General features: G+C 25.8%; 25 protein-coding genes. 21 read left to right on the forward strand and 4 right to left on the reverse strand.

The window, feature by feature from the left end; translation table 11 throughout:
• The first annotated feature begins 28 nt into the window (after nt 1-28).
• Nucleotides 29-1,711, forward strand: a complete 1,683-nt coding sequence (locus tag H8891_RS12675) for a dynamin family protein (RefSeq protein ID WP_187006705.1) — start codon at nt 29-31, stop codon at nt 1,709-1,711.
• Entirely contained in the window at nt 1,704-3,374 is a 1,671-nt protein-coding gene (locus tag H8891_RS12680; RefSeq protein ID WP_187006706.1) for a dynamin family protein, read from the forward strand. Before H8891_RS12675 ends, H8891_RS12680 begins: the two co-directional genes overlap by 8 nt.
• Nucleotides 3,375-3,420: 46 nt before the next feature.
• Here H8891_RS12680 and H8891_RS12685 read toward each other — a convergent pair whose 3' ends face one another.
• On the reverse strand, nt 3,421-3,639 hold the full coding sequence (locus tag H8891_RS12685; protein ID WP_147543419.1) for a hypothetical protein: 219 nt from the start codon (nt 3,637-3,639) through the stop codon (nt 3,421-3,423).
• Nucleotides 3,640-3,916: 277 nt separating this feature from the next.
• Here H8891_RS12685 and H8891_RS12690 point away from each other — a divergent pair, with 277 nt between their 5' ends.
• The 17 genes from H8891_RS12690 (at nt 3,917) to H8891_RS12770 (ending at nt 18,671) form a co-directional block, all read left to right on the forward strand.
• Nucleotides 3,917-4,522 carry a DedA family protein gene (locus tag H8891_RS12690; protein ID WP_147543420.1) on the forward strand — a complete coding sequence of 202 codons (606 nt, stop codon included), beginning with the start codon at nt 3,917-3,919 and terminating at the stop codon, nt 4,520-4,522.
• A gap of 143 nt (nt 4,523-4,665) precedes the next feature.
• On the forward strand, nt 4,666-6,057 hold the full coding sequence (locus H8891_RS12695; RefSeq protein ID WP_187006707.1) for a YfcC family protein: 1,392 nt from the start codon (nt 4,666-4,668) through the stop codon (nt 6,055-6,057).
• 125 nt (nt 6,058-6,182) lie between these two features.
• Nucleotides 6,183-7,661, forward strand: a complete 1,479-nt coding sequence (locus H8891_RS12700) for a YjjI family glycine radical enzyme (protein ID WP_187006708.1) — start codon at nt 6,183-6,185, stop codon at nt 7,659-7,661.
• Nucleotides 7,661-8,500 (forward strand): YjjW family glycine radical enzyme activase, encoded by an 840-nt coding sequence (locus H8891_RS12705; protein ID WP_187006709.1) that lies wholly within the window; start codon nt 7,661-7,663, stop codon nt 8,498-8,500. The genes H8891_RS12700 and H8891_RS12705 overlap by 1 nt, the downstream gene beginning before the upstream one ends.
• 144 nt (nt 8,501-8,644) lie before the next feature.
• A complete protein-coding gene (lepB, locus tag H8891_RS12710) occupies nt 8,645-9,187 on the forward strand; it encodes a signal peptidase I (RefSeq protein ID WP_408637171.1) in 543 nt (180 codons plus the stop codon).
• A 338-nt stretch (nt 9,188-9,525) separates the two neighbouring features.
• Nucleotides 9,526-10,926 (forward strand): oxaloacetate decarboxylase subunit alpha, encoded by a 1,401-nt coding sequence (locus H8891_RS12715; protein WP_187006710.1) that lies wholly within the window; start codon nt 9,526-9,528, stop codon nt 10,924-10,926.
• A gap of 17 nt (nt 10,927-10,943) precedes the next feature.
• Nucleotides 10,944-11,243, forward strand: a complete 300-nt coding sequence (locus H8891_RS12720; RefSeq protein ID WP_147543425.1) for an OadG family protein — start codon at nt 10,944-10,946, stop codon at nt 11,241-11,243.
• A 46-nt stretch (nt 11,244-11,289) separates the two neighbouring features.
• Nucleotides 11,290-11,646, forward strand: coding sequence for a DUF2118 domain-containing protein (locus H8891_RS12725; RefSeq protein WP_187006711.1), 357 nt, complete (start codon nt 11,290-11,292; stop codon nt 11,644-11,646).
• A 35-nt stretch (nt 11,647-11,681) separates the two neighbouring features.
• Nucleotides 11,682-12,806, forward strand: a complete 1,125-nt coding sequence (locus H8891_RS12730; RefSeq protein WP_147545943.1) for a sodium ion-translocating decarboxylase subunit beta — start codon at nt 11,682-11,684, stop codon at nt 12,804-12,806.
• Between the two features lie 174 nt (nt 12,807-12,980).
• Nucleotides 12,981-13,523, forward strand: coding sequence for a biotin transporter BioY (locus H8891_RS12735; RefSeq protein WP_187006712.1), 543 nt, complete (start codon nt 12,981-12,983; stop codon nt 13,521-13,523).
• Complete coding sequence (locus H8891_RS12740) at nt 13,517-13,903, forward strand: DUF1284 domain-containing protein (protein ID WP_187006713.1); 387 nt, start codon at nt 13,517-13,519, stop codon at nt 13,901-13,903. Before H8891_RS12735 ends, H8891_RS12740 begins: the two co-directional genes overlap by 7 nt.
• A gap of 20 nt (nt 13,904-13,923) precedes the next feature.
• The gene (locus H8891_RS12745) at nt 13,924-14,223 is read left to right on the forward strand and encodes a hypothetical protein (protein ID WP_187006714.1); all 300 of its coding nucleotides are present in this window, start codon (nt 13,924-13,926) and stop codon (nt 14,221-14,223) included.
• Between the two features lie 130 nt (nt 14,224-14,353).
• Nucleotides 14,354-15,028 carry a response regulator transcription factor gene (locus tag H8891_RS12750; RefSeq protein ID WP_147543430.1) on the forward strand — a complete coding sequence of 225 codons (675 nt, stop codon included), beginning with the start codon at nt 14,354-14,356 and terminating at the stop codon, nt 15,026-15,028.
• Complete coding sequence (locus H8891_RS12755; protein WP_187006715.1) at nt 15,015-16,247, forward strand: sensor histidine kinase; 1,233 nt, start codon at nt 15,015-15,017, stop codon at nt 16,245-16,247. The genes H8891_RS12750 and H8891_RS12755 overlap by 14 nt, the downstream gene beginning before the upstream one ends.
• Before the next feature lie 134 nt (nt 16,248-16,381).
• On the forward strand, nt 16,382-16,696 hold the full coding sequence (gene trxA, locus H8891_RS12760) for a thioredoxin (RefSeq protein WP_147543432.1): 315 nt from the start codon (nt 16,382-16,384) through the stop codon (nt 16,694-16,696).
• Nucleotides 16,697-16,780: 84 nt separating this feature from the next.
• A complete protein-coding gene (locus H8891_RS12765; RefSeq protein WP_187006716.1) occupies nt 16,781-17,659 on the forward strand; it encodes an NAD(P)/FAD-dependent oxidoreductase in 879 nt (292 codons plus the stop codon).
• Nucleotides 17,660-17,825: 166 nt separating this feature from the next.
• A complete protein-coding gene (locus H8891_RS12770) occupies nt 17,826-18,671 on the forward strand; it encodes a DegV family protein (protein ID WP_187006717.1) in 846 nt (281 codons plus the stop codon).
• 50 nt (nt 18,672-18,721) lie between these two features.
• Here H8891_RS12770 and feoB read toward each other — a convergent pair whose 3' ends face one another.
• Both feoB and H8891_RS12780 read right to left on the reverse strand, forming a co-directional pair.
• Nucleotides 18,722-20,848, reverse strand: a complete 2,127-nt coding sequence (gene feoB / locus H8891_RS12775; RefSeq protein ID WP_187006718.1) for a ferrous iron transport protein B — start codon at nt 20,846-20,848, stop codon at nt 18,722-18,724.
• Between the two features lie 20 nt (nt 20,849-20,868).
• Nucleotides 20,869-21,096, reverse strand: a complete 228-nt coding sequence (locus tag H8891_RS12780) for a FeoA family protein (RefSeq protein WP_147543436.1) — start codon at nt 21,094-21,096, stop codon at nt 20,869-20,871.
• 167 nt (nt 21,097-21,263) lie between these two features.
• Here H8891_RS12780 and H8891_RS12785 point away from each other — a divergent pair, with 167 nt between their 5' ends.
• Together H8891_RS12785 and H8891_RS12790 are read left to right on the forward strand one after the other, a co-directional pair.
• The gene (locus tag H8891_RS12785) at nt 21,264-21,716 is read left to right on the forward strand and encodes a metal-dependent transcriptional regulator (protein WP_243196550.1); all 453 of its coding nucleotides are present in this window, start codon (nt 21,264-21,266) and stop codon (nt 21,714-21,716) included.
• Nucleotides 21,717-21,736: 20 nt separating this feature from the next.
• Nucleotides 21,737-22,168 carry a hypothetical protein gene (locus tag H8891_RS12790; protein WP_187006719.1) on the forward strand — a complete coding sequence of 144 codons (432 nt, stop codon included), beginning with the start codon at nt 21,737-21,739 and terminating at the stop codon, nt 22,166-22,168.
• Nucleotides 22,169-22,411: 243 nt separating this feature from the next.
• Here H8891_RS12790 and H8891_RS12795 read toward each other — a convergent pair whose 3' ends face one another.
• Nucleotides 22,412-22,789, reverse strand: coding sequence for a Fur family transcriptional regulator (locus tag H8891_RS12795; protein WP_187006720.1), 378 nt, complete (start codon nt 22,787-22,789; stop codon nt 22,412-22,414).
• Nucleotides 22,790-22,912: the final 123 nt, after the last annotated feature.

A 22,912-nucleotide genomic window follows, 5' to 3' on the forward strand; every position in this document is an offset into this window, starting at 1 on the left:
AATAAACTCATTTTCGAGGGTTGATAATATGAATTATTCAAATAGAGATAAAGTTTATGAAGAAATAGTTTACAATATTGAATTACTAAATCATAATATAAAAAATATAAAGATACAAATTTTTAGCAAATCAAGTCAAACTTATGAACTTACAACTATAATTGAAAAAGAAATTAATGAAACTTTCAAAAATATAAAAGAACTTAAAAAACCATTTCTATTATTTGTTATAGGCCCAGGTAAATATGGAAAATCAACTATTATAAATTCGTTATTAGAAGATAATATATTACAAACTAAAGATATTCCAAATACATGGAAATTAGATTTACTTATACATTCAAATGACAGGAAAATAGAAATTATTTATGATGATGATAGTTTTCAGAGTTTTAGCTATGAAAAAGGAAATGAAATACTAAAAAATGAAGAAATTAAATCTAAAGATTCAAAAATTTTTGCAAAAAACGAATTTCAAAAATATAAAAATGGCAAAAATTTAAAAATTGAAGAATTAAAGTTATATAAAAAATATCTAGAAGATAAGTATTTATACAAATCAAATATATCAGAAGTCAGACACTATATAAATAAGGAAGGTATATTAAATGAATTTATCATAGTAGATACTCCAGGTTTAAATCAGAATTTATTAAAAAATACTAAAAAACGCATGATAGATTATTATAAACGAGCAGATGGAGTTATTTGGGTTTTAGATAGTCAAAATATAGTCTCGAAATCGAGTAATGACTTGCTAAATGAATTAAAAGAAAATTATTTAATACATAATAAAAACAATAACATAATCTGCGTAGTTAATAAAATTGATATTATAAAAAAGAAAGAAAATGATTTATTTAAAGTTAAAGATAAAATAAATAAGCTATATTTTAATTATTTTAAAGATATAGTTTTAATATCATCTAAAGAAGCTATAAAAGGATATATAAAAAATGATAAAAATCTTATAGAATCTAGTAATATAAAGGGTTTAAAAGATAGTATAGATATAAATTTCAAACGATATTCTGAGGATATGCAAATAAGATCTAAATTTAAAAATTTAAAGTTAATGAGCAATAAAATAATAAAAGAGATTAATAATTACAAGAGAAATTTATATTCTGATATATATAAATTTGATGAAGCAAAAAGAATATTAGATGAGGAAATTGATATAATTAGAAATTACTTATTAAATCACATTAATAAATTTATATCTTTTGACAACTTAATATCAAATAATATAAAAATTGAACTGAATAATTTAGAATATATAATTGTAAGTGAAATGACTAAAATGTATAACTACTTAAAAAATATATCTATATTTGATACGGACTCTGATGAATGTAAGTTAAACTTAGAATTTAATATAGTTAAGATTAAAGAAACGACAAATTTAGAGAATTTGATATTAGAATATAAAATAAGTAGCAATAAAAATACTATTGATTTAAATATAATTAAGAAAAAACGAAATAATGAAAGAAAAATTTATACGATTAAAAATAGCATAAATACATTAAAAAATATAATTAATGAAAATGTATTTAAAAAGATATTGGAATTAGAACAGATTTTAATTAATAAAAGGAATACATCATTTAGAAGAAAGTATACAGATTATGAATTAATAAAAGATCATTTAATATATATAAATAATATAGATAGTATATTAAAAAAATGGGGGGATGACAATGGATAATTTAAATAGTTATATTGAGGAAATAAAATATACTTTAATAGAATCTCCAATTAGAAATTATTTATCAAAGGAAAGGAATATACCGTTTAAAAAAATCATAGTTCATAATCTAGAAGATGTTATGAATAACTTGGATATACTTTTAGATAAGCCATTTACAACTTTTAAAATAGTTATTATGGGAGAAGTTAAATCAGGTAAATCTACATTAGTAAATTCTATTATAGGAAAAGAAGTTTCAGAAGTAGATGTATTAGAAGCCACATCAAATATAATAAATTTACACTATAACAGTGAATATAGTTATGATATAGATTGTAATTGTGTAAATATAGGCGTTAATTCGGAAATTTTGAAAAATATTAGTATAGTTGATACTCCAGGGCTAAAGAGTATAACAAAAGAAAATGAAAAAAAATCTATAAAATATATACAAAGTGCAGATTTGATATTATTTGTATTTGACTCAACTCATATAGGGCAGGAGGATATTAAAGAAGCTGTGGATTTAATTTCATCTTATGGTAAACCTATAGTAGGTATATTAAATAAAGCAGATTTATTAGAAAGTGATTATGAAGAAATTTTAGATTATATTAATGATGAATATAGTGTATATATAGATAAATTTTTTATAATATCATCATATTTAGAGTATCAACATACTATAAGTAAGAATGCTATGGTCAAAGAAAATGATATGGTAATAGATTATCCTCAGATATTGAAAGATAACTTTAGTAAGCTTTTAGAATTTTTAAATGAAGTTAGCAACAAAAATGACAGTCTAAAAATAGAAAGTGTAAAATCTTCAATTGAAGCCTTAAAACATAAGGAAAAAATTTATCACTATGATTATTTAAAATCATTAGAAATGGTAGAATCTGAAATAATAAATCATAAAAAATTACTTGAGAATAAATTTGATTATATACAAGCTAAAATGGAATTTGAAATAAATGAGTGGATAGATAAAGTATTTTTATTTGAAGAAATAAGCAGAATAAATAAAAGTATAGATATAACAAATGAATATATAAATGATAATTATATAAATAATGTTATAAATGATAAAAAATTAGAATTAGATGAAATGTTTTTTAAAGAATGGGATGAGTGTATAAAGGAAGTAAACTATATAACAAATAAAAATATAAGAGAATTTATAGATACTATAGATTATAAAAATTACAATATAGAATTGCCAAAAGTAAAATTAAATGAAGAAAATATAAATATAAATGAAATGCTAGCTACAATAGGAACAGGAGCTATACTTGGAGCTACATCAGGGAGTGCTGTAGCAATGTATGCAGCAGCCTTAGGAACATCAGCTCAGAGTTTAACTGTAGGAGCTGCAATGCTTACTTATTGTCCACCATTACTTTTAGCAGGTACTTTAACAGGTGGAATAGGTAAAGTTATATATGATAAATTGAAGAAAGAACAGTTAAGTAATGAAATAATAAAAGATATAGAAAATTTTAAGGAAAGTATAAAAGATGATATAAAAAATAGGTTACTAAAAATTTATAGTGAAGCTAGTAAAGAAATAATAAAAGCAAATCAAGGTATATTTGAAAATTCTAAAGAGATATATATAAGTGAATATGAGAGAGAAGAATTAAAAAGTAAATTGAAGGAATATATAAATCAATTATAAAAATAAATATAAAGCGTTAATAAAAAATTAACGCTTTATATTTATTTTAACATTTATTATATATTTTGTATAAAGAAAACGCTATATCACTTGTAAGTTTATTAAAACTATTATTAGAACTTAACATGTACTTTCTTATATAAAATGAATTAAAATCAAGTTTACTTTTTATAGCTAAATTTGAAATATAACTATATCTTATGCAAACTGTAGATAAAAAATAAATTAAAAATAACATAAATAGAATTAAAATAAATATAGACATATATACCCCCCAAAAGTTTTCTAAATACATATTCCTATAATTAAATTGTACAACCAATAATATAAAAATTCAAAACATTATGAAATACAATATCTGACTAAAATTTATATAAAATTCAATCAAACAACATAAAACACGAAATATAAGGAATTTGAACTTTTTATTTAATAAATAAATAAGTATATTGATGAATTTACTATTATTGTGATATTATAATAAAATACAGTACTGTTTAAAACATAGTAGTGTGTTAATTTAATTATAAGAGGTGAAGAGGATGGATTTAAAGTTATTAATAGAAGAGTTTATTGTAAATTATGGGCTAATAAGTATTTTTATAATAGTAGCTCTAGAGTATGCAAATCTTCCTCTACCTAGTGAATTAGTTTTACCGTTAATAGGTATATTTGCATTTGAATACGATATGAATTTTACACAAGTTTTAACTGTATCTGTATTAGGAGGACTTAGTGGGTCTATAATAAACTATTACTTAGGATTAAAATTAGGTAAACCTTTAATAGATATGTTAGGAACTAGATTTCCAAGTACTAAAAAGTCTATTAGAGCATCATATTCATGGATAAAAAAATATGATAAATCATCTATTATGATATCGAGGTTAATACCAGTTGCAAGAACTTTTATTTCAATAATTGCTGGTGTCATAAAAATGAATGTAATAGCTTTTATAATATATTCAACTATAGGAATAAGTTTATGGAATTTAATATTAATATCAGCAGGATATATATTAGGTGATAAATTACATATAATAATACCAATATTAAAAAGATATTCTTTATTTGTAATTATTTTGATAATTATTATTTTAGGATTTTATATATTAAAGAATAAATTAAATATGAAAAAGAATAGTTAAAAGGCACGATAGTGTCTTTTTTTATAAAAATAAATTGATAAAAATTTAATTATATAATAACTATTTAAATAAAACTTAAACATATTATAAATTATGGTATAATTCTACATAAAATTAAATATTTTCAAATAGGAGATAATATTATGCGTAAATTTAAAAAGAAAATTACCATACCACACACATTTACTATTATATTTTTACTTATAGTAATAATAGCAATCCTAACATATATTATTCCAAGTGGAGAATTTAAAAGGATCGATGTAGATGGAAGAATGGTAGTAAAGCCTGGAACATACCATCAAGTAGATTCTAACCCTCAAGGTATACAAGATGTATTTATGGCACCTATTAATGGTTTTGTAGATGCAGCAGAAGTTGTTGGATTTGTATTACTAGTCGGAGGCGCTTTTGGGATAGTCAATAAAACTGGAGCTATAGAATCTGGTATAAACCACATAGTAAGAAAGCTTAAAGGATTGCAGGTTTTGATAATACCTGTATCTATGATACTATTTGGATTAGGAGGTTCTACATTTGGTATGAATGAAGAAACCCTTCCTTTTTATATGATATTTATACCACTTATGACAAATTTAGGGTATGATTCATTAACTGCAATAAGTACAGTATTTTTAGGTTCAGGAACTGGAGTTATAGCATCCACTATAAATCCATTTTCAGTAGGAATAGCTCAGGCATTAGCTGATATAGTGCCAGGAGCAGGTATATTATATAGAGCAATTATATTTATAGTACTTATGACTATATCTATAACATTTTTAATGGTATATGCTAATAAAATTAAAAAAGATCCTAAAAAATCACTAGTATATGAGTTAGATGCAAATAACAAAAAAGATTTTATAATGGATGATTCAACTATAAAGCCATTTACAATTAAAGAAGTTATTGTTTTAGTGATATTTATTAGTGGAATGAGTATGATGGTTTATGGAGTTTTAAATATGGACTGGTATATACCTGAAATAGCTATGATATTTTGTATGATAGGTGTTTTTTCTGGGATATTTGGAGGGCTTAAGCAAGATGAGATAGTAGATTCATTTTTAACAGGAGCTTCTGATTTAGTATCTGCAGCACTTGCCATAGCATTAGCTCGTGGAATTGTTATAGTCGCACAAAATGGACATATAATAGATACATTATTAAATTACTCTGCTGATGCTTTAAGTAAGTTGCCAAAGTTTATATTTATAAATTTATCTTTTTTACTTGAGTCATTATTATCATTTTTAATACCATCATCTTCAGGACTCGCATCACTTACTATACCTGTGTTAGCACCACTTTCTGATTTAGTAGGAGTTTCTAGTCAATTAATAATAACTGCTTATCAGTTTGGTACAGGGCTTATTAATTTAATAACTCCAACATCTGGAGTATTAATGGGTGCATTGGCTTTTGCGAAAATACCATGGTCTAAGTGGGTAAGATTTTTAGCACCTTTATTTGGGATTATGATAATAGTATGTATTATGTTTTTAACTATTGGACTGTATATAGGAGTTTAAAATGTATTTAAATTATTAGGTAAACGATATTTTAAAATATATTAAATAAATGTTTATTAGTATTAACAAAAGTTTAATAGTGTGATAAAATTAGTATAATAAATATAAAAATGGGGGACTAAACAATGAATAGTATAGAACAAATATTACATTCTATGGATTTGCAATATCATGAGAAGAGAGCAAATTTGGCAAGATTAGCAGAAGACTCTTTATCTCCTTTAAAAATAAGTGATGAAACTAAATCGTATTTAGATAGAAAAATATTATGTGATATGAACGAAGGAACAAGACCTTATAGACCAAGATACATATTACCGGATTATGTTAAATTTATAAATCAAGGTAGTGAATATTTAGATATAGAGCCACCAAAGGATTTATATGAAGCAGTTAATGCATTAATGATACTTTATAGATATGTTCCTTCTATAACAGGATATCCAGTATATGTTGGGCAAATAGATGATGTACTTGAACCTTTTATGGACACTGTTAGTGAAAAGGAAGCATATAACTTAATAAAGATGTTGCTTATAAATATAGATAGAAATTTACCAGATGCTTTTGTCCATATGAATATAGGACCAAAAGATACTAGAGTTGGTAGATTGGTAATACAAATAGAGAGAGAACTTAGAAAAACTATACCTAATGTTACTTTAAAATGTAGTGAAGAAACTCCAGATGATCTTATAAAATATGGGATAGAATCAGCTCTTGAAAATATAAAACCGTATTTTGTAAATCACAGTTTAATGACTAATGATTTAGGGGAAGACTATGGAGTTGTTAGTTGTTATAATTCACTAAGAATAGGTGGAGGAGCACATACTTTAACAAGACTTAATTTAAAAGCTTTAGCGATGGAAAGTGAAAATTATGAAGACTTTATGAATAATAAACTTCCAAAAGCAGTGAAAGCATTATGTGAGCTTACTAATGCAAGAATAAAATATTTAGTAGAAGATGTAAAATTCTTTGAAAGTTCATTTTTAGCAAAAGAGGGGTTAATAGATTTAAATAAATTTACATCAATGCCAGCCATATATGGAACATTTGAATGTGTTGAAATATTTACAGGAAAACAAATGGGACATGATGAAAAAGCTAATGATGTAGCTGAAGAAATATGTAAGAAATTTGCTGAATTAGTAAAAAATGAAGAAGCTATATATTGTGGAGGAACTAATGGTAAGCATGGAGTACATGCACAAGGGGGATTAGAATCGGATACGGATACAACACCAGCTGTAAGAATAAAATATGGATGTGAACCTAATATATTTGATCATATAAATTTATCAGCAAGACTTCATAAGTATTTTGATACAGGATGTAGTGATATATATTTATTTGATGAAACAGCTAAAAATAATATAGATGGAATGTTAAGAGTTGTAAAAGGTGCTCTTGAAAGTGGTATAAGAGTTTTATCTATAAATAGTGATTCTTCAGAGTTTGTTAGAATAACTGGATATCTAGTAAAAAAGAGTGATATAAAGAAATTTAATGAAGGTGAAAACTTAAGAGAAGATTCTGTTTTATTAGGAGCATTAACTATGAAAAATGGAATAGAGGAAAGAAAGGTTAGAAATATTTAATGAAAGCTCCTGTAAATAAAATTATTAACATGAGTTTTATAGATGGTCCAGGATGTAGAATAAGTGTATTTTTACAAGGTTGTAATATGAAATGTATATATTGCCATAACCCAGAGACTCAAAATATATGTATTTCTTGTAAAAAATGCTTAGAAGTGTGTAAGGTAGGAGCTATTAAGTTTAATGATCAAATTATTTATGATAAAAAGATTTGCATAAATTGTGATGAGTGTATAGGGATATGTAAAAATTATGCATCACCTAAAATTACTTATTATACACCAAATGAGCTTTTTGATTATATAAATAAATATAAAAACTTTATAGACGGAATAACCTTCTCTGGAGGAGAATGTACTTTGTATAGTGATTTTATAATAGAATTTACTAATATAGTGCATAAAAAAACTAACCTTAATGTATTTGTAGATACTAATGGATATATAAATGAAAATGATATTAACCATCTTATAGATTGCGTAGATGGATTTATGTTTGACTTGAAAGCTTTCGATAATAACATACACATGAAAGTGACAGGTGTAGAAAATAACTTAGTTTTAAATAATATCAGTAAATGTTCTAAGTCTAATAAACTTTATGAAATAAGAACAGTTTTATTAGAAAATATAAATGATAATGAAAATATATTTTTTAAAGAACTTAATTATATAAAAAACTTAAATAATTATACTAAATTTAAATTAATACCATTTAGAAGATATGGAGTTAAAGGAGAACTTTCTAATTTTAGAGATTATCCGAAAGAAAAATACATGAAATATTATGAGAAAGCGAAAGAAGTATTAAAAGATAGAATGCTAAATCCTATAATCTAATAAAATAAGTATATATGTAACCCTAGGTAACAAAATGTTAGCTAGGGTTTTTTTATGCAAGAATATAGAGTACGAAAGACAGAAAATATCAAAGGACATATATTTATAGAAATAGAAAGCTAAATACATAAATAAATATATGGGGTGATTATATTGAAAGATAAAATTATAAATAAAACTATTGAATGGATAAAAGTTATAACATTAGCTATATGTATGGGACTTATAGTAACTTATTTTGTTGTACCAACTGTAGTTAGTGGAGAGTCCATGTATCCTACATTAAACACAGAAGACTATCTAATAATAAATAAGTTTGCTTATAAAAAAGATATGCCAAATAGAGGAGATATAGTAGTTTTTAAAACTGAATTAAAAGATAATAAAGGCGGTAAAAAAAGTTTAATTAAAAGAATTATAGGTTTACCAAATGAACATTTGATTATAGAAGATGGAAAAGTCTATATAAATGATAAATTAATTAATGAAAGTTATATAAATGATGACTATACTTCAGGTGATGTAGATATTGTTATACCGAATGACTGTTATTTTGCTATGGGAGATAATAGATTATTAAGTAAAGATAGTAGAGATAAAGAAGTTGGACTAGTAAATAAAAGTGATATTATAGGAGAAGTCAGTGTTAGGCTATTTCCATTTAAAGAAGTTGGATTAGTAAATTAAAATTAAATATTTAATTTTTTCAAAAATATAGGGTATTCAAATGAGTACCCTATATTTTTATGGAACTAAAAATTTTAATGAAACAGGAAAAATTTAATTTAAATAATACTGAAATACAGAAAAAGTAAAAAATTTTACTATTAAAAATAGTCTGTCACTATATATAAATAAAAAACATACGTCAAATACTTAACAAAAAATAACCTTAAAAAAAAATATGCTAAAAAAATATAAAAAAATACTAAAAATGCTTTAGAAATTAAATAAAGCAGTATATAATATAAGCGAGGTAAAATTTATATTGGGTATATATTTTTATTTAGGAGTGTGAGGATATAGTGAGTCAGTTAAAAATAACTGAAACAGCATTAAGAGATGGGCATCAGTCTTTAATTGCTACAAGGTTAACTACAGAAGAAATACTACCTATATTAGAAACTATGGATAAGGTAGGATATCACTCTATGGAAGTTTGGGGTGGAGCGACATTTGATGCATGCATACGTTTTTTAAACGAAGATCCATGGGAAAGATTAAGAGAAATAAGAAAAAGAGTTAAAAATACTAAATTGCAAATGCTTTTGAGGGGACAAAATCTTTTAGGATATAGAAACTATGCTGATGACTTGGTTGATAAGTTTATTAAACTTTCACTGGAAAACGGTATCGACATAATAAGAGTATTTGATGCTTTAAATGATGTAAGAAATATAGAAGTATCTATGAAAGCTATAAAAAAATATGGTGGACATTGCCAATGTGCAATATCATATACAACAAGTGATGTTCATACTACAGAGTATTATTTAAAACTATTAAAAACTATGGAATCTATGGGGGCTGATTCTATATGCATAAAAGATATGGCAGGAGTTTTAACACCATATAATGCTTATGATTTAGTAAAAAAAATGAAAGAAATAACTAATTTACCTATAGAACTACATACGCACTGTACAAGTGGTATAGCTGATATGATATATATGAAGGCCGTAGAAGCTGGAGTTGATATAATAGATACTGCAATATCTCCATTTTCAGGAGGGACATCTCAGCCTCCAACTGAGTCTTTAGCAGTAACATTTAGCGAAATGGATAGAAATCCAAATTTAAATATGGAAGCTTTATTAGAAGTTGCAGAGTATTTTAAACCTATAAGAGATAAGTATATGGAAAACGGTACCTTAAATCCTAAGGTATTGTTGACAGAACCTCAAACTTTAAACTACAAGGTTCCAGGTGGTATGTTATCAAACTTACTATCTCAATTAAAACAACAAAATGCAACAGAAAAATATGAAGATGTTTTAAGAGAAGTTCCAAGAGTGAGAGCAGATCTTGGATATCCACCATTAGTTACACCTATGAGTCAAATGGTAGGAACTCAAGCATTATTTAATGTATTAACTGGAGAAAGATATAAATTAGTACCAAAAGAAATTAAAGATTATGTAAAAGGACAATATGGAAAAGCACCAGCACCTATTGATGAAGAAATAAAGAAAAAGATAATAGGGGAAGAAGAAGTTATAACTATAAGACCTGCAGATCTTTTAGAACCAGAATTTGAAAAGATAAAACTAGAAGCGGGAGAATTAGTTAAATGTGATGAAGATGCATTAACATATGCATTATTCCCACAAGTAGCACCAAATTTTTTAGAAAATAAGTACAATCCAAAAAAAGAAGAAGTATTAAGTGAAGAAAATAAAATTCACTATATAACAGTAACTATGTAGAAAATGGGTGATAATTAATGTTTGGTAATGAAATAAGTATAATGGAAGCCATTAATATAACTATATCTAGTATGACTATAGTATTTTTGACTTTGATATTAATATCTTTTGTACTATCTTCATTTAAATATATATTTAAAACAAAACCAAAAGTTAAAGAAGAATTAGTAAAAAGAGATTTACCAGTGAGTCAAAATAGTACTTACGACGATGATGAAGAAGATAAAATAGTAGTTGCACTTGCAGCATCTATAATGGCAGGAGAGGGAAAAATAAATCCTAATCTTCATGTAAAGAAAATAACTAGAATAAAATAAATTATTTATATAAATAGATAATAAAATATTTGAGGGAGAGATAAAAATGAGCGCTAAGACATATCATATAAAATTAAATGGAAAAGTTTACGAAGTTGAAATAGAAGAAGTTCAAAAGGGAGAAAATCCAAAGCCTACAGTTCAAAATGTAGCACAACAACCTAAAAAAGAGGTAGTATCTACTGGTTCAGGAGAATCAATAGATGCACCAATGCCAGGAACTATAGTAAATATAATGGTTAAAAATGGGGATTCAGTTAAGAAAGGTCAAGTAGTAGCTATACTTGAAGCTATGAAGATGGAAAATGAAATAGTAGCTCCGATAGATGGAACAGTTGTTTCTGTTGATGTAGAAAAAGGTCAAAATGTAAACCTTGGAGATAGCTTAGTACAAATAGGATAATCGTATAATAAATAGGGGGCGTTGATGTGTTAGAAATGTTACAGACTTTCTTTGCAAATACGGGATTTGCAATGGTAGATTATAGACAAATAATAATGATTTTAATAGCTTGTGTATTTTTATATTTAGCTATAGCTAAAGGATATGAACCATATCTTTTAATACCAATATCTATAGGTATGTTACTTGCTAATATGCCAGGTGTTGATTTAATGAAAGCAGCTACAGACTCTGAAAGCGGAGGGTTATTATATTACTTATATCAAGGAACTAAACTAGGAATATATCCACCACTAATATTTTTATGTATAGGGGCGAGTACAGATTTTGGACCAATAATTGCAAATCCTAAGACTCTTTTATTAGGAGCAGCAGCTCAATTTGGAGTATTTTTTGCATTTATAGGGGCTATACTTTTACAATTTACAGGACCAGAGGCAGCATCTATAGGAATAATAGGTGGAGCAGATGGACCGACAGCAATATTTTTAACAGGAAAATTAGCACCACATTTGCTAGGAACAATAGCATTAGCAGCTTATTCATATATGGCATTAGTTCCAGTTATACAGCCACCGATAATAAGAGCTTTAACTACTAAAGAAGAGCGTATGGTTAAAATGGAACAATTAAGACCAGTATCTAAAACTGAGAAAATAGTATTTCCTATAGTTATAATGATTTTAGTTATAGGGTTATTACCAACTGCAGCACCACTTATAGGAATGCTTATGTTTGGGAACTTAATAAAAGAAAGTGGAGTAGTTCCAAAATTAGTTGAAACTGCTACAGGACCATTATTGTATATTATAACTATAATACTTGGTTTAACAGTTGGAGCTACAGCTAATGCAAAAACTTTCTTAACGCCTCAAACATTAGGAGTAACAGCTATGGGACTTGTTGCATTTTCAGTAGGAACAGCAGCAGGCGTACTATTTGGTAAATTAATGTATAAGGTTACTAAAGGCAAGGTTAACCCAATGATAGGTGCAGCAGGGGTTTCTGCAGTTCCTATGGCAGCTAGAGTGGTTCAAAAGGTAGGACAAGAAGAAAATCCTTCAAATTTCTTACTTATGCATGCTATGGGACCAAACGTTGCTGGAGTTATAGGTTCAGCAGTAGCAGCAGGAGTACTTTTACAATTATTTGTTAAATAGAAATTTATAAAGCTATTTTAAATTAAACTTAAGTAATGATGATTATTTAGAGTTTATTTGAAATAGCTTTTTTAGTTAACTTTACAAATGAAAAGGTTGACATATGTGAGTATACATCGTTACAATTAAAATGTAAACTAAAAAAATAAAAAAGGTTAACTAAAGGGGGATTCAATGAAACTAAGTACTAGAGGTTTAATAATTTGTGCAATATTTGCAAGTATAACTGCTATTTTAGCTCAAATTTCTATACCACTTCCATTTTCAACAGTTCCACTTACAATGCAAGTTTTTGCAGTAACTATAAGCGGTATAATATTAGGAGCTAAGAAAGGTCTTATATCACAATTAATATACGTTACACTAGGAGCTATAGGAATGCCTGTATTTGCTGGTATGAGTGGAGGAATGGGTATGGTTTTTGGGTATACTGGAGGCTTTATAATTTCATTTCCAATAATGGCATTAGTTATAGGTTATGTAAGTGAAAGAAGCGATAAAGTTTATTGTATAATTATTTCTATGATTTTAGCATTAGTTATAAATTATTCAATAGGAACTTTATGGTATTCATTTGTAGCAGGTGTTGGAATTGTACAAGGATTTACGGTTTGTGTAGCACCATTTTTAATTGCAGACATAATAAAGATATGTTTAGCTACTACTATAGGCATAAGTGTTAAAAGTAGAATAAAAAAAGAGGTATACTCATGTTAAAAATAAGACCACATCACTTTTTATGTATGAAAGCTTTTATAGGAAGAGGATATAGTAAAGATTTTACAGAAAATATGATAAATACGATAAATATTTTAAAAGAAAACAAAAATCAAAAGATAGAGGTTGTAGTTGATTTAGATAAATTATGTTCAAAATGTCCTAACAATATTAAAAGTAAAATATGTAATACTAATGAAAGTGTAATTCAAATGGATAAAAAGGTGATGGACTATTTTAATATAAAAACTGGAATATATGAATATGAAGAAATTATAAATTTAATATATAATAATATAAATGAAGATATAATAAAAGATATATGTGGAAATTGTAGTTGGTATAAAGTAACAAACTGCAAAGATTTGATATTATTATAATTAAAGGAGTAATTTAGTAAATGACAAGTAATATATTTTATATAAGTGATATAATATCTATAGTTATGGCAATGATTGAAGATATTAAAAATGAAGAACTTTATGGAGTCGAAAATGATGATTTAAATTTACCTTTAAACATAAGTAATAAGATAGATTATTTAAATGAAGACGAGTGTGAAGAGTTTTTCAATTTAATAGAAGAAGTAACTAATAAAGTATATAATCTTAAAAATGGAGAGCTTCATGAATTAAATCTTATACATAAAGAAATAATAAAATTTTCAAATGAAAATCTTAAAAAATATATAATAGAATAATTAAGTATAAAAATAGACTATCTAAAGTTTTAGATAGTCTATTTTTATATACATATAGCAAGGTTTTATATTGGTAAATATTTATATTTTATACTAAAATAGTATATATAAGTATAAAGGAGGAGTATTTATGAAAATCCTTGTAGTAGAAGATAATATAAGTTTGCTTAAAAGTATAACAAAAGAGTTAGAAAATCACTTTCAAGTTGAAAGTACAAGTAATGGAGAAGAGGCTTATTATCTTATAAATCAAAATATATATGATCTTGTTGTACTAGATTTAATGATTCCAGGTATGAATGGAATAGAGGTATTAGAAAATGTAAGAAAAAATAATGAAGATATATTAGTTTTAATACTTACAGCTAAAGAAAGCTTAGATGATAAAGTAAAGGCATTTATGATAGGGGCTAATGATTATTTAACTAAACCATTTTATATGGAAGAGTTAGTAGCTAGAATATATGCTATGCTAAGAACGAAAGGAAAGATAGATAATAAAAATATATTAGAATTTAAAGATTTAAAGCTTGATTTAAATAAAAAAAGTGCAACTATAAATGGACAAGAATTAGACCTTCCTAATAAGCAATTTAATTTATTAGAATATCTGATTTTAAATAAAGGAACTATATTATTAAAAGAACAAATATTTGATAGAATTTGGGGAATGGATAGTGATTCTACAATAGATATAGTTGAAGTATATATAAGTAATATAAGAAAAAAATTAAGTAAATACGATTATCAAAAGTACATAGTTACCAAAAGAAGAGTGGGGTATATGTTTGATGATAAACAATGATATTTTAATAAAAACGAAGAAAAATTTAATTAAAATAAATATAGCAGTTGTTGGTAGTTTTTTAATAATATTTTCACTTTGTATATATGGATATTTCAAAGCTCAAACCTATAAAAATGTAGATAGTTATTTAAAAGAAGAATTAGAGTATATTGGAATACAGTTAGAGAGAAATCATTTATATGTAGCTCCTAAATTACTCGATCCTAAGAATATAGTATATATATATAAAGACAATCAAGTAAAATATTTTACTCCTAATGGATATTTTAAAGATTTTATACCATATAATAATAGTAAAGACTTAGGATTTAGTACTTATAAAGAAGATGGATATACATTTAGAGAACTTAAATTTAATGTGGCAGGGTATACTATACAGATAATAAGGAATATAGATTCAGAAATGGTATTACTAAATAGATTACTAGCTGTTTTTTTTGTAGGAGTAATTTTTGCAATAATCATTACGTATTTCATTGCTTTATACCTTACAAAAAAAGCATTAGTACCTATTGAGAGAACTTGGAACAATCAAGTTAAGTTTATTCAAGATGCATCACATGAACTTAGAACTCCTATAACTATAATTTCTTCCAAGTTAGAAAGTATTTTAAAGCATCCTCAAAATTCTATAAGTGATGAAGTAGAAACTATAGCAGATGCTATGAAAGAAAATAGAAGATTAAAAAAGATGGTAAATGATTTATTACATTTAACTAAAGAAGAAAGTATTACAAATTTACAAATAGAAGAGTTTGATATAAATGATCTTATAAAGGACATAAGCAATGATTATATAGAAATAGCTGATATGTATGATAAAGAATTTAGTTATGATTTTTATGAAAGTAATAGTATTATAATTACTGATAAAGCTAAATTAAGACAGCTTATATTGATATTTATAGATAATGCATTTAAATATACAAATGAAGGAGATTATATTAATATAAGTGTAAGTGATAGAGATAATAATTTTATTATATCTATAAAGGATAGTGGTATAGGAATAAAGGATTATGAAGTAAATTTAATATTTGATAGATTTTTTAGAAGTGAAAATGTCAGAGATAAGGATATCGATGGATCTGGAATTGGGCTTAGCATAGCTAAAATGATTGTAAATAGTTTAAAAGGAAATATAAAGGTATATTCTAAAATAAATAAAGGTACAACATTTGATATAGCTTTACCTAAAAAGATAAAAAATAATTGATTTGAAGCATATCGCTTGGGTATAATTAAAACATAGCAATAAATGGTATAAAGCTTACAAAAATATAGTAAGATACTTTATAGCATATAATAAAGAATGCAAATATAATTAATATATATTAGGAGGGTAATACTATGGCTAAAATAGTAAATACAGGAAGTTTCAGAGGAGCAGTAGAAGAAAATAAAGGAGTAGTAGTTGTAGACTTTTTTGCAACTTGGTGTGGACCTTGTAAAATGCTAGCTCCAGTATTTGAAAGTGTTTCAGAAGAATTAAATGATGCTAAATTCGTTAAAGTTGATATAGATGAAAGTTTAGAATTAGCTCAAAAATTCGGAATATCAACAGTTCCAACTATGATGATATTTAAAGACGGTAAAGTTGTAGATACTTTAGTAGGATTTATGCCAAAAGATAGCTTAAAAGCTAAAGTAGAAGCTCATTTATAAGAAATTTCATTTAGGGTGCTAAATTATTAGCACCCTAAACTACATATATTTTGATTTATAAATAAATAAAGAAGGTGAAAAAATATGAGATATGATATAGCTATAATCGGTAGTGGACCAGCGGGTATATCAGCTGCTATAAATGCTACTATAAGAAATAAAAAAATAATATTATTTGGAAATGATGATTTAAGTGCAAAATTAGTCAAAGCACCATCAATAGATAATTATTTAGGTTTTTATGATATAAGCGGAAAAGATTTAAGAGATAAATTTAAAACTCATTTAGATGAAATGAAAATAGAAATAACTAAAGCTAAAATAAATAATGTATATTCAATGGGCGATTACTTTAGTTTAATGGCAGGGGATGAGATGTTTGAATCTAGTGCAGTTATAATAGCTACAGGAGTTGAGTATGGTAAGCCTATAAAAGGAGAAGAAGAGTTTTTAGGTAAAGGTGTCGGATATTGTGCAACTTGTGATGCTCCTTTATACAGAGATAAGAAAGTTGCAGTAATAGGTTATAATCATGAAGCAGAAGAAGATGCAAACTTTTTAAGTGAAATAGCATCTAAAACTTATTTTATACCTATGCACAAAAATGAACTTAACTTAAATGAAAACATAGAAGTTATAAAAGATTTCCCACTTGAAATAAAAGGTGATAAATTAGTTAATAAACTACAATTAAGAAATCAAGAGTTAGATGTTGATGGTGTTTTTGTTATGAAGGATAGTGCATCACCAAAAGCTTTAGTTCCGGGAATTGAAACAGAAGGTGTTCATATAAAAGTTAATATAAATATGGAAACTAATATACCAGGATGTTTTGCATGTGGTGATTGTGCTGGTAAGCCATATCAGTATTTGAAATCAGCAGGTCAAGGACAAATAGCAGCACTTAATGCTGTTAGCTACTTAGATAAGAAAAAAATAGAAGAGAAAATGAAAAATAAATAAGTATGTAAAAAGTTATTTTTAATAATAAATTATTATTAAAAATAACTTTTTTTATTTTTATAATCAATAAAAATATAGAAAGTAAATAAAAAATATGATATAGTATTAGTATCAGGTGATAATAATTAATAATAAAAATATTTTAAAAATCAATGCGGAGGATTGAATGAATAATATAAAGCTAATATGTGATAGTCTATCAGATATACCTAAGGAGCTAATAGATAAATATGATATACATGTAGTACCATTAACAGTTATATTTGATGGTAAGGAATATATAGATGGTATAGATTTAAGTAAACAAGAATTTTACAAAATGTTAAGAAATAGTGAAGATATGCCAAAGACATCTCAATGTACATATATACAATTTAGAGATGCATTTAAAAGATATTTAAATAAAGGAAATGATATATTATATATAGGAGGTTCTTCTGTTGCATCAGGAACTTTTCAAAGTGCTATGATGGCTAAAAATGATTTAGATGGTAATATATATATGGTAGATACTCAAAATCTATCTATAGGTAGTGGTTGTCTTTTATTATCAGCAGCTGAAATGTTAGAAAGAAAAGCAGATATAAAAGATATATTAAATCATTTAGAGAATTTAAAAGAAAGTGTAAAAGTATTATTTACAGTAGATACACTAGAGTACTTACAAAAAGGTGGAAGAATATCTCTTGCTAAAGCAACTATCGGAAACATGTTGAATATAAAACCAGTACTTTCTATAGAAGAAGGACTTGTTAAACCTATAAATCAAGTAAGAGGTAAAAAACAAGTTGTAAGTAAAATATTATCATTAATTAAAGAAAATTTTGGAGAAGATTTAACTAAAAAGAGAATTATACTTGGGTTTGGAGATAATAATAAAGAATTTAATTCTTTTGTAGAGAAATTAAAAGAAGATTTTAAAATAGATGAAATTATAAGTGTCAATGTAAGTACTTGCATATGTGCACATTCAGGTCCTGGAATAATAGGAATAGCTTGTTGTGATAAATAAAAATAGACTGTCTTAAAAATTTAAGACAGTCTATTTTTATTTATTATATATTAAGCTATACCAAATAGTTTAAATATACAAGTAGTTCCAAAGCATACTATAAATGCTATAGCTGTAGGCATTAAAAATCCAACAGCAGTCCATTTATTACTACCAGTTTCTTTTTTTATAGTTAGTAAAGTTGTAGCACAAGGCCAATGAAGTAAACTAAATAACATGGTATTTATAGCAGTTAAATAAGTCCATCCATTATCTTTTAAAACTTCACCTAGAGCAGATAAACTATCAAATTCAATCATAGAACCAGTCGCTAGATAAGACATTAAAAGTATTGGTATTACTATTTCATTTGCAGGGAATCCTAGTATAAATGCAAGTAATATAAAGCCATCAAGTCCTATAACTTTTGCTATTGGATCTAAAAATCCTGCAACGTGTGATAATATACTAGTATCCCCAACGTATATATTTGCAAATATCCATGTTATGATACCTGCTGGAATTGCAACAACAATTGCACGAGATAAAACAAATATAGTTCTATCAATTATAGAAGTATATATAACTCTACCTATTTTAGGGGTTCTATATGGTGGCAGTTCTAGTGTGAAAGTTGAAGGAACTCCTTTTAGAAAAGTTTTAGATAGTATATAAGATACTGCTAGCGTAGTTAAAATACCAAACACTATAGTTAAAGCTATACAAAGAGCAACTATAACACTACTAGCAAAGGAATTTTGTATAAAATATGTGAAAAAGATTGTAGCTATAGCTATTAGTGTTGGAAAACGACCATTACAAGGAACGAAGTTATTAGTAAGAATAGCTATTAATCTTTCCCTTGGTGAATCTATTATTCTACAACCTATAACACCAGCTGCGTTACAACCAAATCCCATGCACATAGTTAAACATTGTTTACCATGACAACAAGCTTTTTTAAACATATGATCTAAATTAAAAGCTACTCTAGGAAGATACCCTAAATCTTCAAGAAGAGTAAATAAAGGGAAAAATATTGCCATAGGAGGAAGCATAACAGATACAACCCATGCAAGTGTTCTATACATTCCGTAACTAATCATTTCATTTAACCATAAAGGACAATTTAAATTCGATAAAAAGTCATATAAAATAGGTTCAAATTTAAATAAAAAATCAGATAACATTCCAGATGGAACATTAGCACCTTCTATAGTAATCCAAAGTATCATGCATAACATTAATAACATTAATGGTAAACCAAACTTTTTAGAAGTTAATACTTTATCTATTTTTTCATCTCTATTGAATTTATTTTTATTTTGAATTGTAACACTTTTATCATATAATTCTTTTGCATATGAATATATTGACATATTCATACTATCTCTAATATTAGTTTTATCTATATCTAAAGGTAATTTTAATTTAATTTCATCTACAGTTTTTTTATAATCACTACCTATATACTTACTCATAGAATCATATATACTTTCATCACCATCTATAAGTCTAAGACCTAACCATCTAGATTTTATATAAGGTATGTTTTTAGATAAATCTGGCTCAATTGTATTAAGTAGTTGTTCTATACTATTCTCATATTTTATAATTTTATTTTTGTAATTATATGATTTAGATACAACTAAATCTAATGTATCAAGTAATTCATTCATACCTTCACCATTTCTAGCTGCTGTTAACACTACTGGTATTCCTAATTCTTTTTCTATTAAGTTTTTATCTATAGATATACATTTTTTTCTGGCTTCGTCAATTAAATTTATACAAAGTATAACATTATCTGTAAGTTCCATAATTTGAAATACTAAATTTAAGTTTCTTTCTAACGATGTAGCATCAGCAACTACTATAACTGCATCAGGTCTACCGAAGCAAGCAAAATCACGAGCCACCAATTCTTCTTGAGAAGCTGCAAATAAAGAATAAGTTCCAGGTAAATCTATAAGAGCAAAATCTTTATTATTATGTTTAAAATCTCCTCTAGCTGTACAAACCGTTTTACCAGGCCAGTTTCCAGTATGTTGTCTAAGTCCTGTCAGATAATTAAATACAGTACTTTTACCGGTATTTGGATTTCCTGCAAGAGCTATAACAAATTGATCGTCTTTTTTATCGATATTAAACATATCTTTTAATGATTTAATTTTAGTAGAATCATAAGTTAACCCCATAAATGTCCCCCCATTTAATGCTATAGATATGAAACTATTATTTTTTCGCCTTCTTCTTTTCTAAGTGCTATCATGGCACCTCTTATGTTATAAACCGTAAGATTATCTTTAGGTCCACGGCGTAAAACATCTATTAAAGCACCATTAGTTAAACCTAAGGCTAACATTCTTTCTCTTAGATAACCATCTGATAAAAGTCCTTCTACCTTTACGGTGCTACATATATCTACATCAGCAAGTTTAACCATGAAAAATACCTCCAATTTTTTATATTACAAGGTAAGTTTTAGCTTAAGCTAAATTTCTTACAATAGATATTATGAAAAAAATCATATATTTGTTACATAAAATCAGAATATATGAGATAAAAATAAAATATATTAAATATAAGAGGTTATTAGGGGGAGGCGATTTATTGAAAAACCTTAATCAGTTTTATACATTTAATGAATATATGAAAAGTAATAATTTAAGCCCCAATGAAGAAGATTATATAGAGATGATTTATAGACTACACAGCGATACAAAAGATGTTAAGATTAGCGATTTATCTAAGTCATTAAATATAAAGCCTTCATCAGTAAGTAATATGGTAAAAAAATTACAACAAAAGAATATATTAAAACATGAAAAGTATGGCTCTATTACTTTAAATAAAACAGGAGAAGTAATAGGGGAGAGATTATTGTATAGGCATAACGTAGTGGAAGAATTTTTAGAATTAATAGGTGTAAAAGATTGTTTACATGAAGAAACTGAAAAAATAGAGCATACTATAAGTATAGAAACACTAGTTAAAATTAGCAATTTAATAAATTTTTTCAAAGAAAATGACGAATTAATATCTAAGTTAAAAGAGTACAAATAATTAAATTGGGGGAGTTATATATGAAAACAAAGTATAAATCATTGATTAAAATTTCTTTAATATGTATATTATTTTTAATATTTACAACTCCAAATAGTATTTTTAAAGAAAAATTTTATGTAAATAAAGTAGATTCAAGTGAAGCAATTTATAAAAAATATTTAAATATGAGTGAAGATTTTGAAGGAGTAAGTATAATTAATAACAATAGTGACAAAAATAAATTAATGAAAGATGAGTATGCATATGTAATTTTTAAAAATCATGATGGGAAATATTACAATAATGTAACTATAAAAGAAGAAAACAATGGTATAATTATCACATATCAAGAAGCTAATGAAAACGATAATTATAAAAATGAAACATATAATAGTAAAGTAGATAAAATGATGCTTCTAAGAATCAAATCTAATGAAGAAATAAGTAGTTTAAGATTGTTAAATCATTAATAAAAAATCACAATAAAGTCATACAAAATTCATATGAAAAAACTACAATTAGAGTTAAGAAGGAAGTGATTAAATATGGCTATAGTTTTAATAACTGCAGCTTTAGTAGCTGTAATGTATGGGTTATATGTAGCTGCGTATATATCTGAAAATTCAACTGAGGAAAGCTTAATTTATGAAAAATAATATATGGATATAAAAAGAAAGGAACTATCTCGATACAGAGGCTAGTTCCTTTTTAATTTAATTACTTTTGCATTTTTTACAAATTCCATGAAGTATAATATTACAAGATGTTATTTTTATATCAAGTTCATTTGAAATAGTAGAAGGAATATCTTTAAGTATATTAGAATGAACATCTTGTATACTTCCGCAAACATCACAAATAAGATGATTGTGCTCAACTATGTTAGCATCAAACCTATCAGGAAATCCAGGTATGCTAACTTTTTTAATATAGCCATGGCTTACAAGTTGAGATAAATTTCTATATACAGTTCCTAAGCTTAAATTAGGATTATCTTTTTTTAAGTATTCATATATAAAATCTGCAGTAGGATGAACGGTATTATCTTTTACAGCATTTAATATAAGTTCTCTTTGTTTTGAAAATTTCAAAATACCACCTCCTATTAAAACTTTTTTATAATAAATATACCCAAAACAGCATATCTATAATCAAATTATATTATAAGTTATACGTTTAAATCAAATTTAACTTTAAATTTTATTTTAAAAAGC

This window comes from Paeniclostridium hominis (assembly GCF_014306135.1).
Classification (GTDB): domain Bacteria; phylum Bacillota; class Clostridia; order Peptostreptococcales; family Peptostreptococcaceae; genus Paraclostridium; species Paraclostridium hominis.

Excerpts from the sequence above, each read along its gene's own strand:
- H8891_RS12675 (WP_187006705.1), top strand. The coding sequence starts at position 29 with ATGAATTATTCAAATAGAGATAAAGTTTATGAAGAAATAGTTTACAAT.
- H8891_RS12680 (WP_187006706.1), top strand. The coding sequence starts at position 1,704 with ATGGATAATTTAAATAGTTATATTGAGGAAATAAAATATACTTTAATA.
- H8891_RS12685 (WP_147543419.1), bottom strand. The coding sequence starts at position 3,639 with ATGTCTATATTTATTTTAATTCTATTTATGTTATTTTTAATTTATTTT.
- H8891_RS12690 (WP_147543420.1), top strand. The coding sequence starts at position 3,917 with ATGGATTTAAAGTTATTAATAGAAGAGTTTATTGTAAATTATGGGCTA.
- H8891_RS12695 (WP_187006707.1), top strand. The coding sequence starts at position 4,666 with ATGCGTAAATTTAAAAAGAAAATTACCATACCACACACATTTACTATT.
- H8891_RS12700 (WP_187006708.1), top strand. The coding sequence starts at position 6,183 with ATGAATAGTATAGAACAAATATTACATTCTATGGATTTGCAATATCAT.
- H8891_RS12705 (WP_187006709.1), top strand. The coding sequence starts at position 7,661 with ATGAAAGCTCCTGTAAATAAAATTATTAACATGAGTTTTATAGATGGT.
- H8891_RS12720 (WP_147543425.1), top strand. The coding sequence starts at position 10,944 with ATGTTTGGTAATGAAATAAGTATAATGGAAGCCATTAATATAACTATA.
- H8891_RS12725 (WP_187006711.1), top strand. The coding sequence starts at position 11,290 with ATGAGCGCTAAGACATATCATATAAAATTAAATGGAAAAGTTTACGAA.
- H8891_RS12730 (WP_147545943.1), top strand. The coding sequence starts at position 11,682 with ATGTTACAGACTTTCTTTGCAAATACGGGATTTGCAATGGTAGATTAT.
- H8891_RS12735 (WP_187006712.1), top strand. The coding sequence starts at position 12,981 with ATGAAACTAAGTACTAGAGGTTTAATAATTTGTGCAATATTTGCAAGT.
- H8891_RS12740 (WP_187006713.1), top strand. The coding sequence starts at position 13,517 with ATGTTAAAAATAAGACCACATCACTTTTTATGTATGAAAGCTTTTATA.
- H8891_RS12745 (WP_187006714.1), top strand. The coding sequence starts at position 13,924 with ATGACAAGTAATATATTTTATATAAGTGATATAATATCTATAGTTATG.
- H8891_RS12750 (WP_147543430.1), top strand. The coding sequence starts at position 14,354 with ATGAAAATCCTTGTAGTAGAAGATAATATAAGTTTGCTTAAAAGTATA.
- H8891_RS12755 (WP_187006715.1), top strand. The coding sequence starts at position 15,015 with ATGATAAACAATGATATTTTAATAAAAACGAAGAAAAATTTAATTAAA.
- trxA (WP_147543432.1), top strand. The coding sequence starts at position 16,382 with ATGGCTAAAATAGTAAATACAGGAAGTTTCAGAGGAGCAGTAGAAGAA.
- H8891_RS12765 (WP_187006716.1), top strand. The coding sequence starts at position 16,781 with ATGAGATATGATATAGCTATAATCGGTAGTGGACCAGCGGGTATATCA.
- H8891_RS12770 (WP_187006717.1), top strand. The coding sequence starts at position 17,826 with ATGAATAATATAAAGCTAATATGTGATAGTCTATCAGATATACCTAAG.
- feoB (WP_187006718.1), bottom strand. The coding sequence starts at position 20,848 with ATGGGGTTAACTTATGATTCTACTAAAATTAAATCATTAAAAGATATG.
- H8891_RS12780 (WP_147543436.1), bottom strand. The coding sequence starts at position 21,096 with ATGGTTAAACTTGCTGATGTAGATATATGTAGCACCGTAAAGGTAGAA.
- H8891_RS12790 (WP_187006719.1), top strand. The coding sequence starts at position 21,737 with ATGAAAACAAAGTATAAATCATTGATTAAAATTTCTTTAATATGTATA.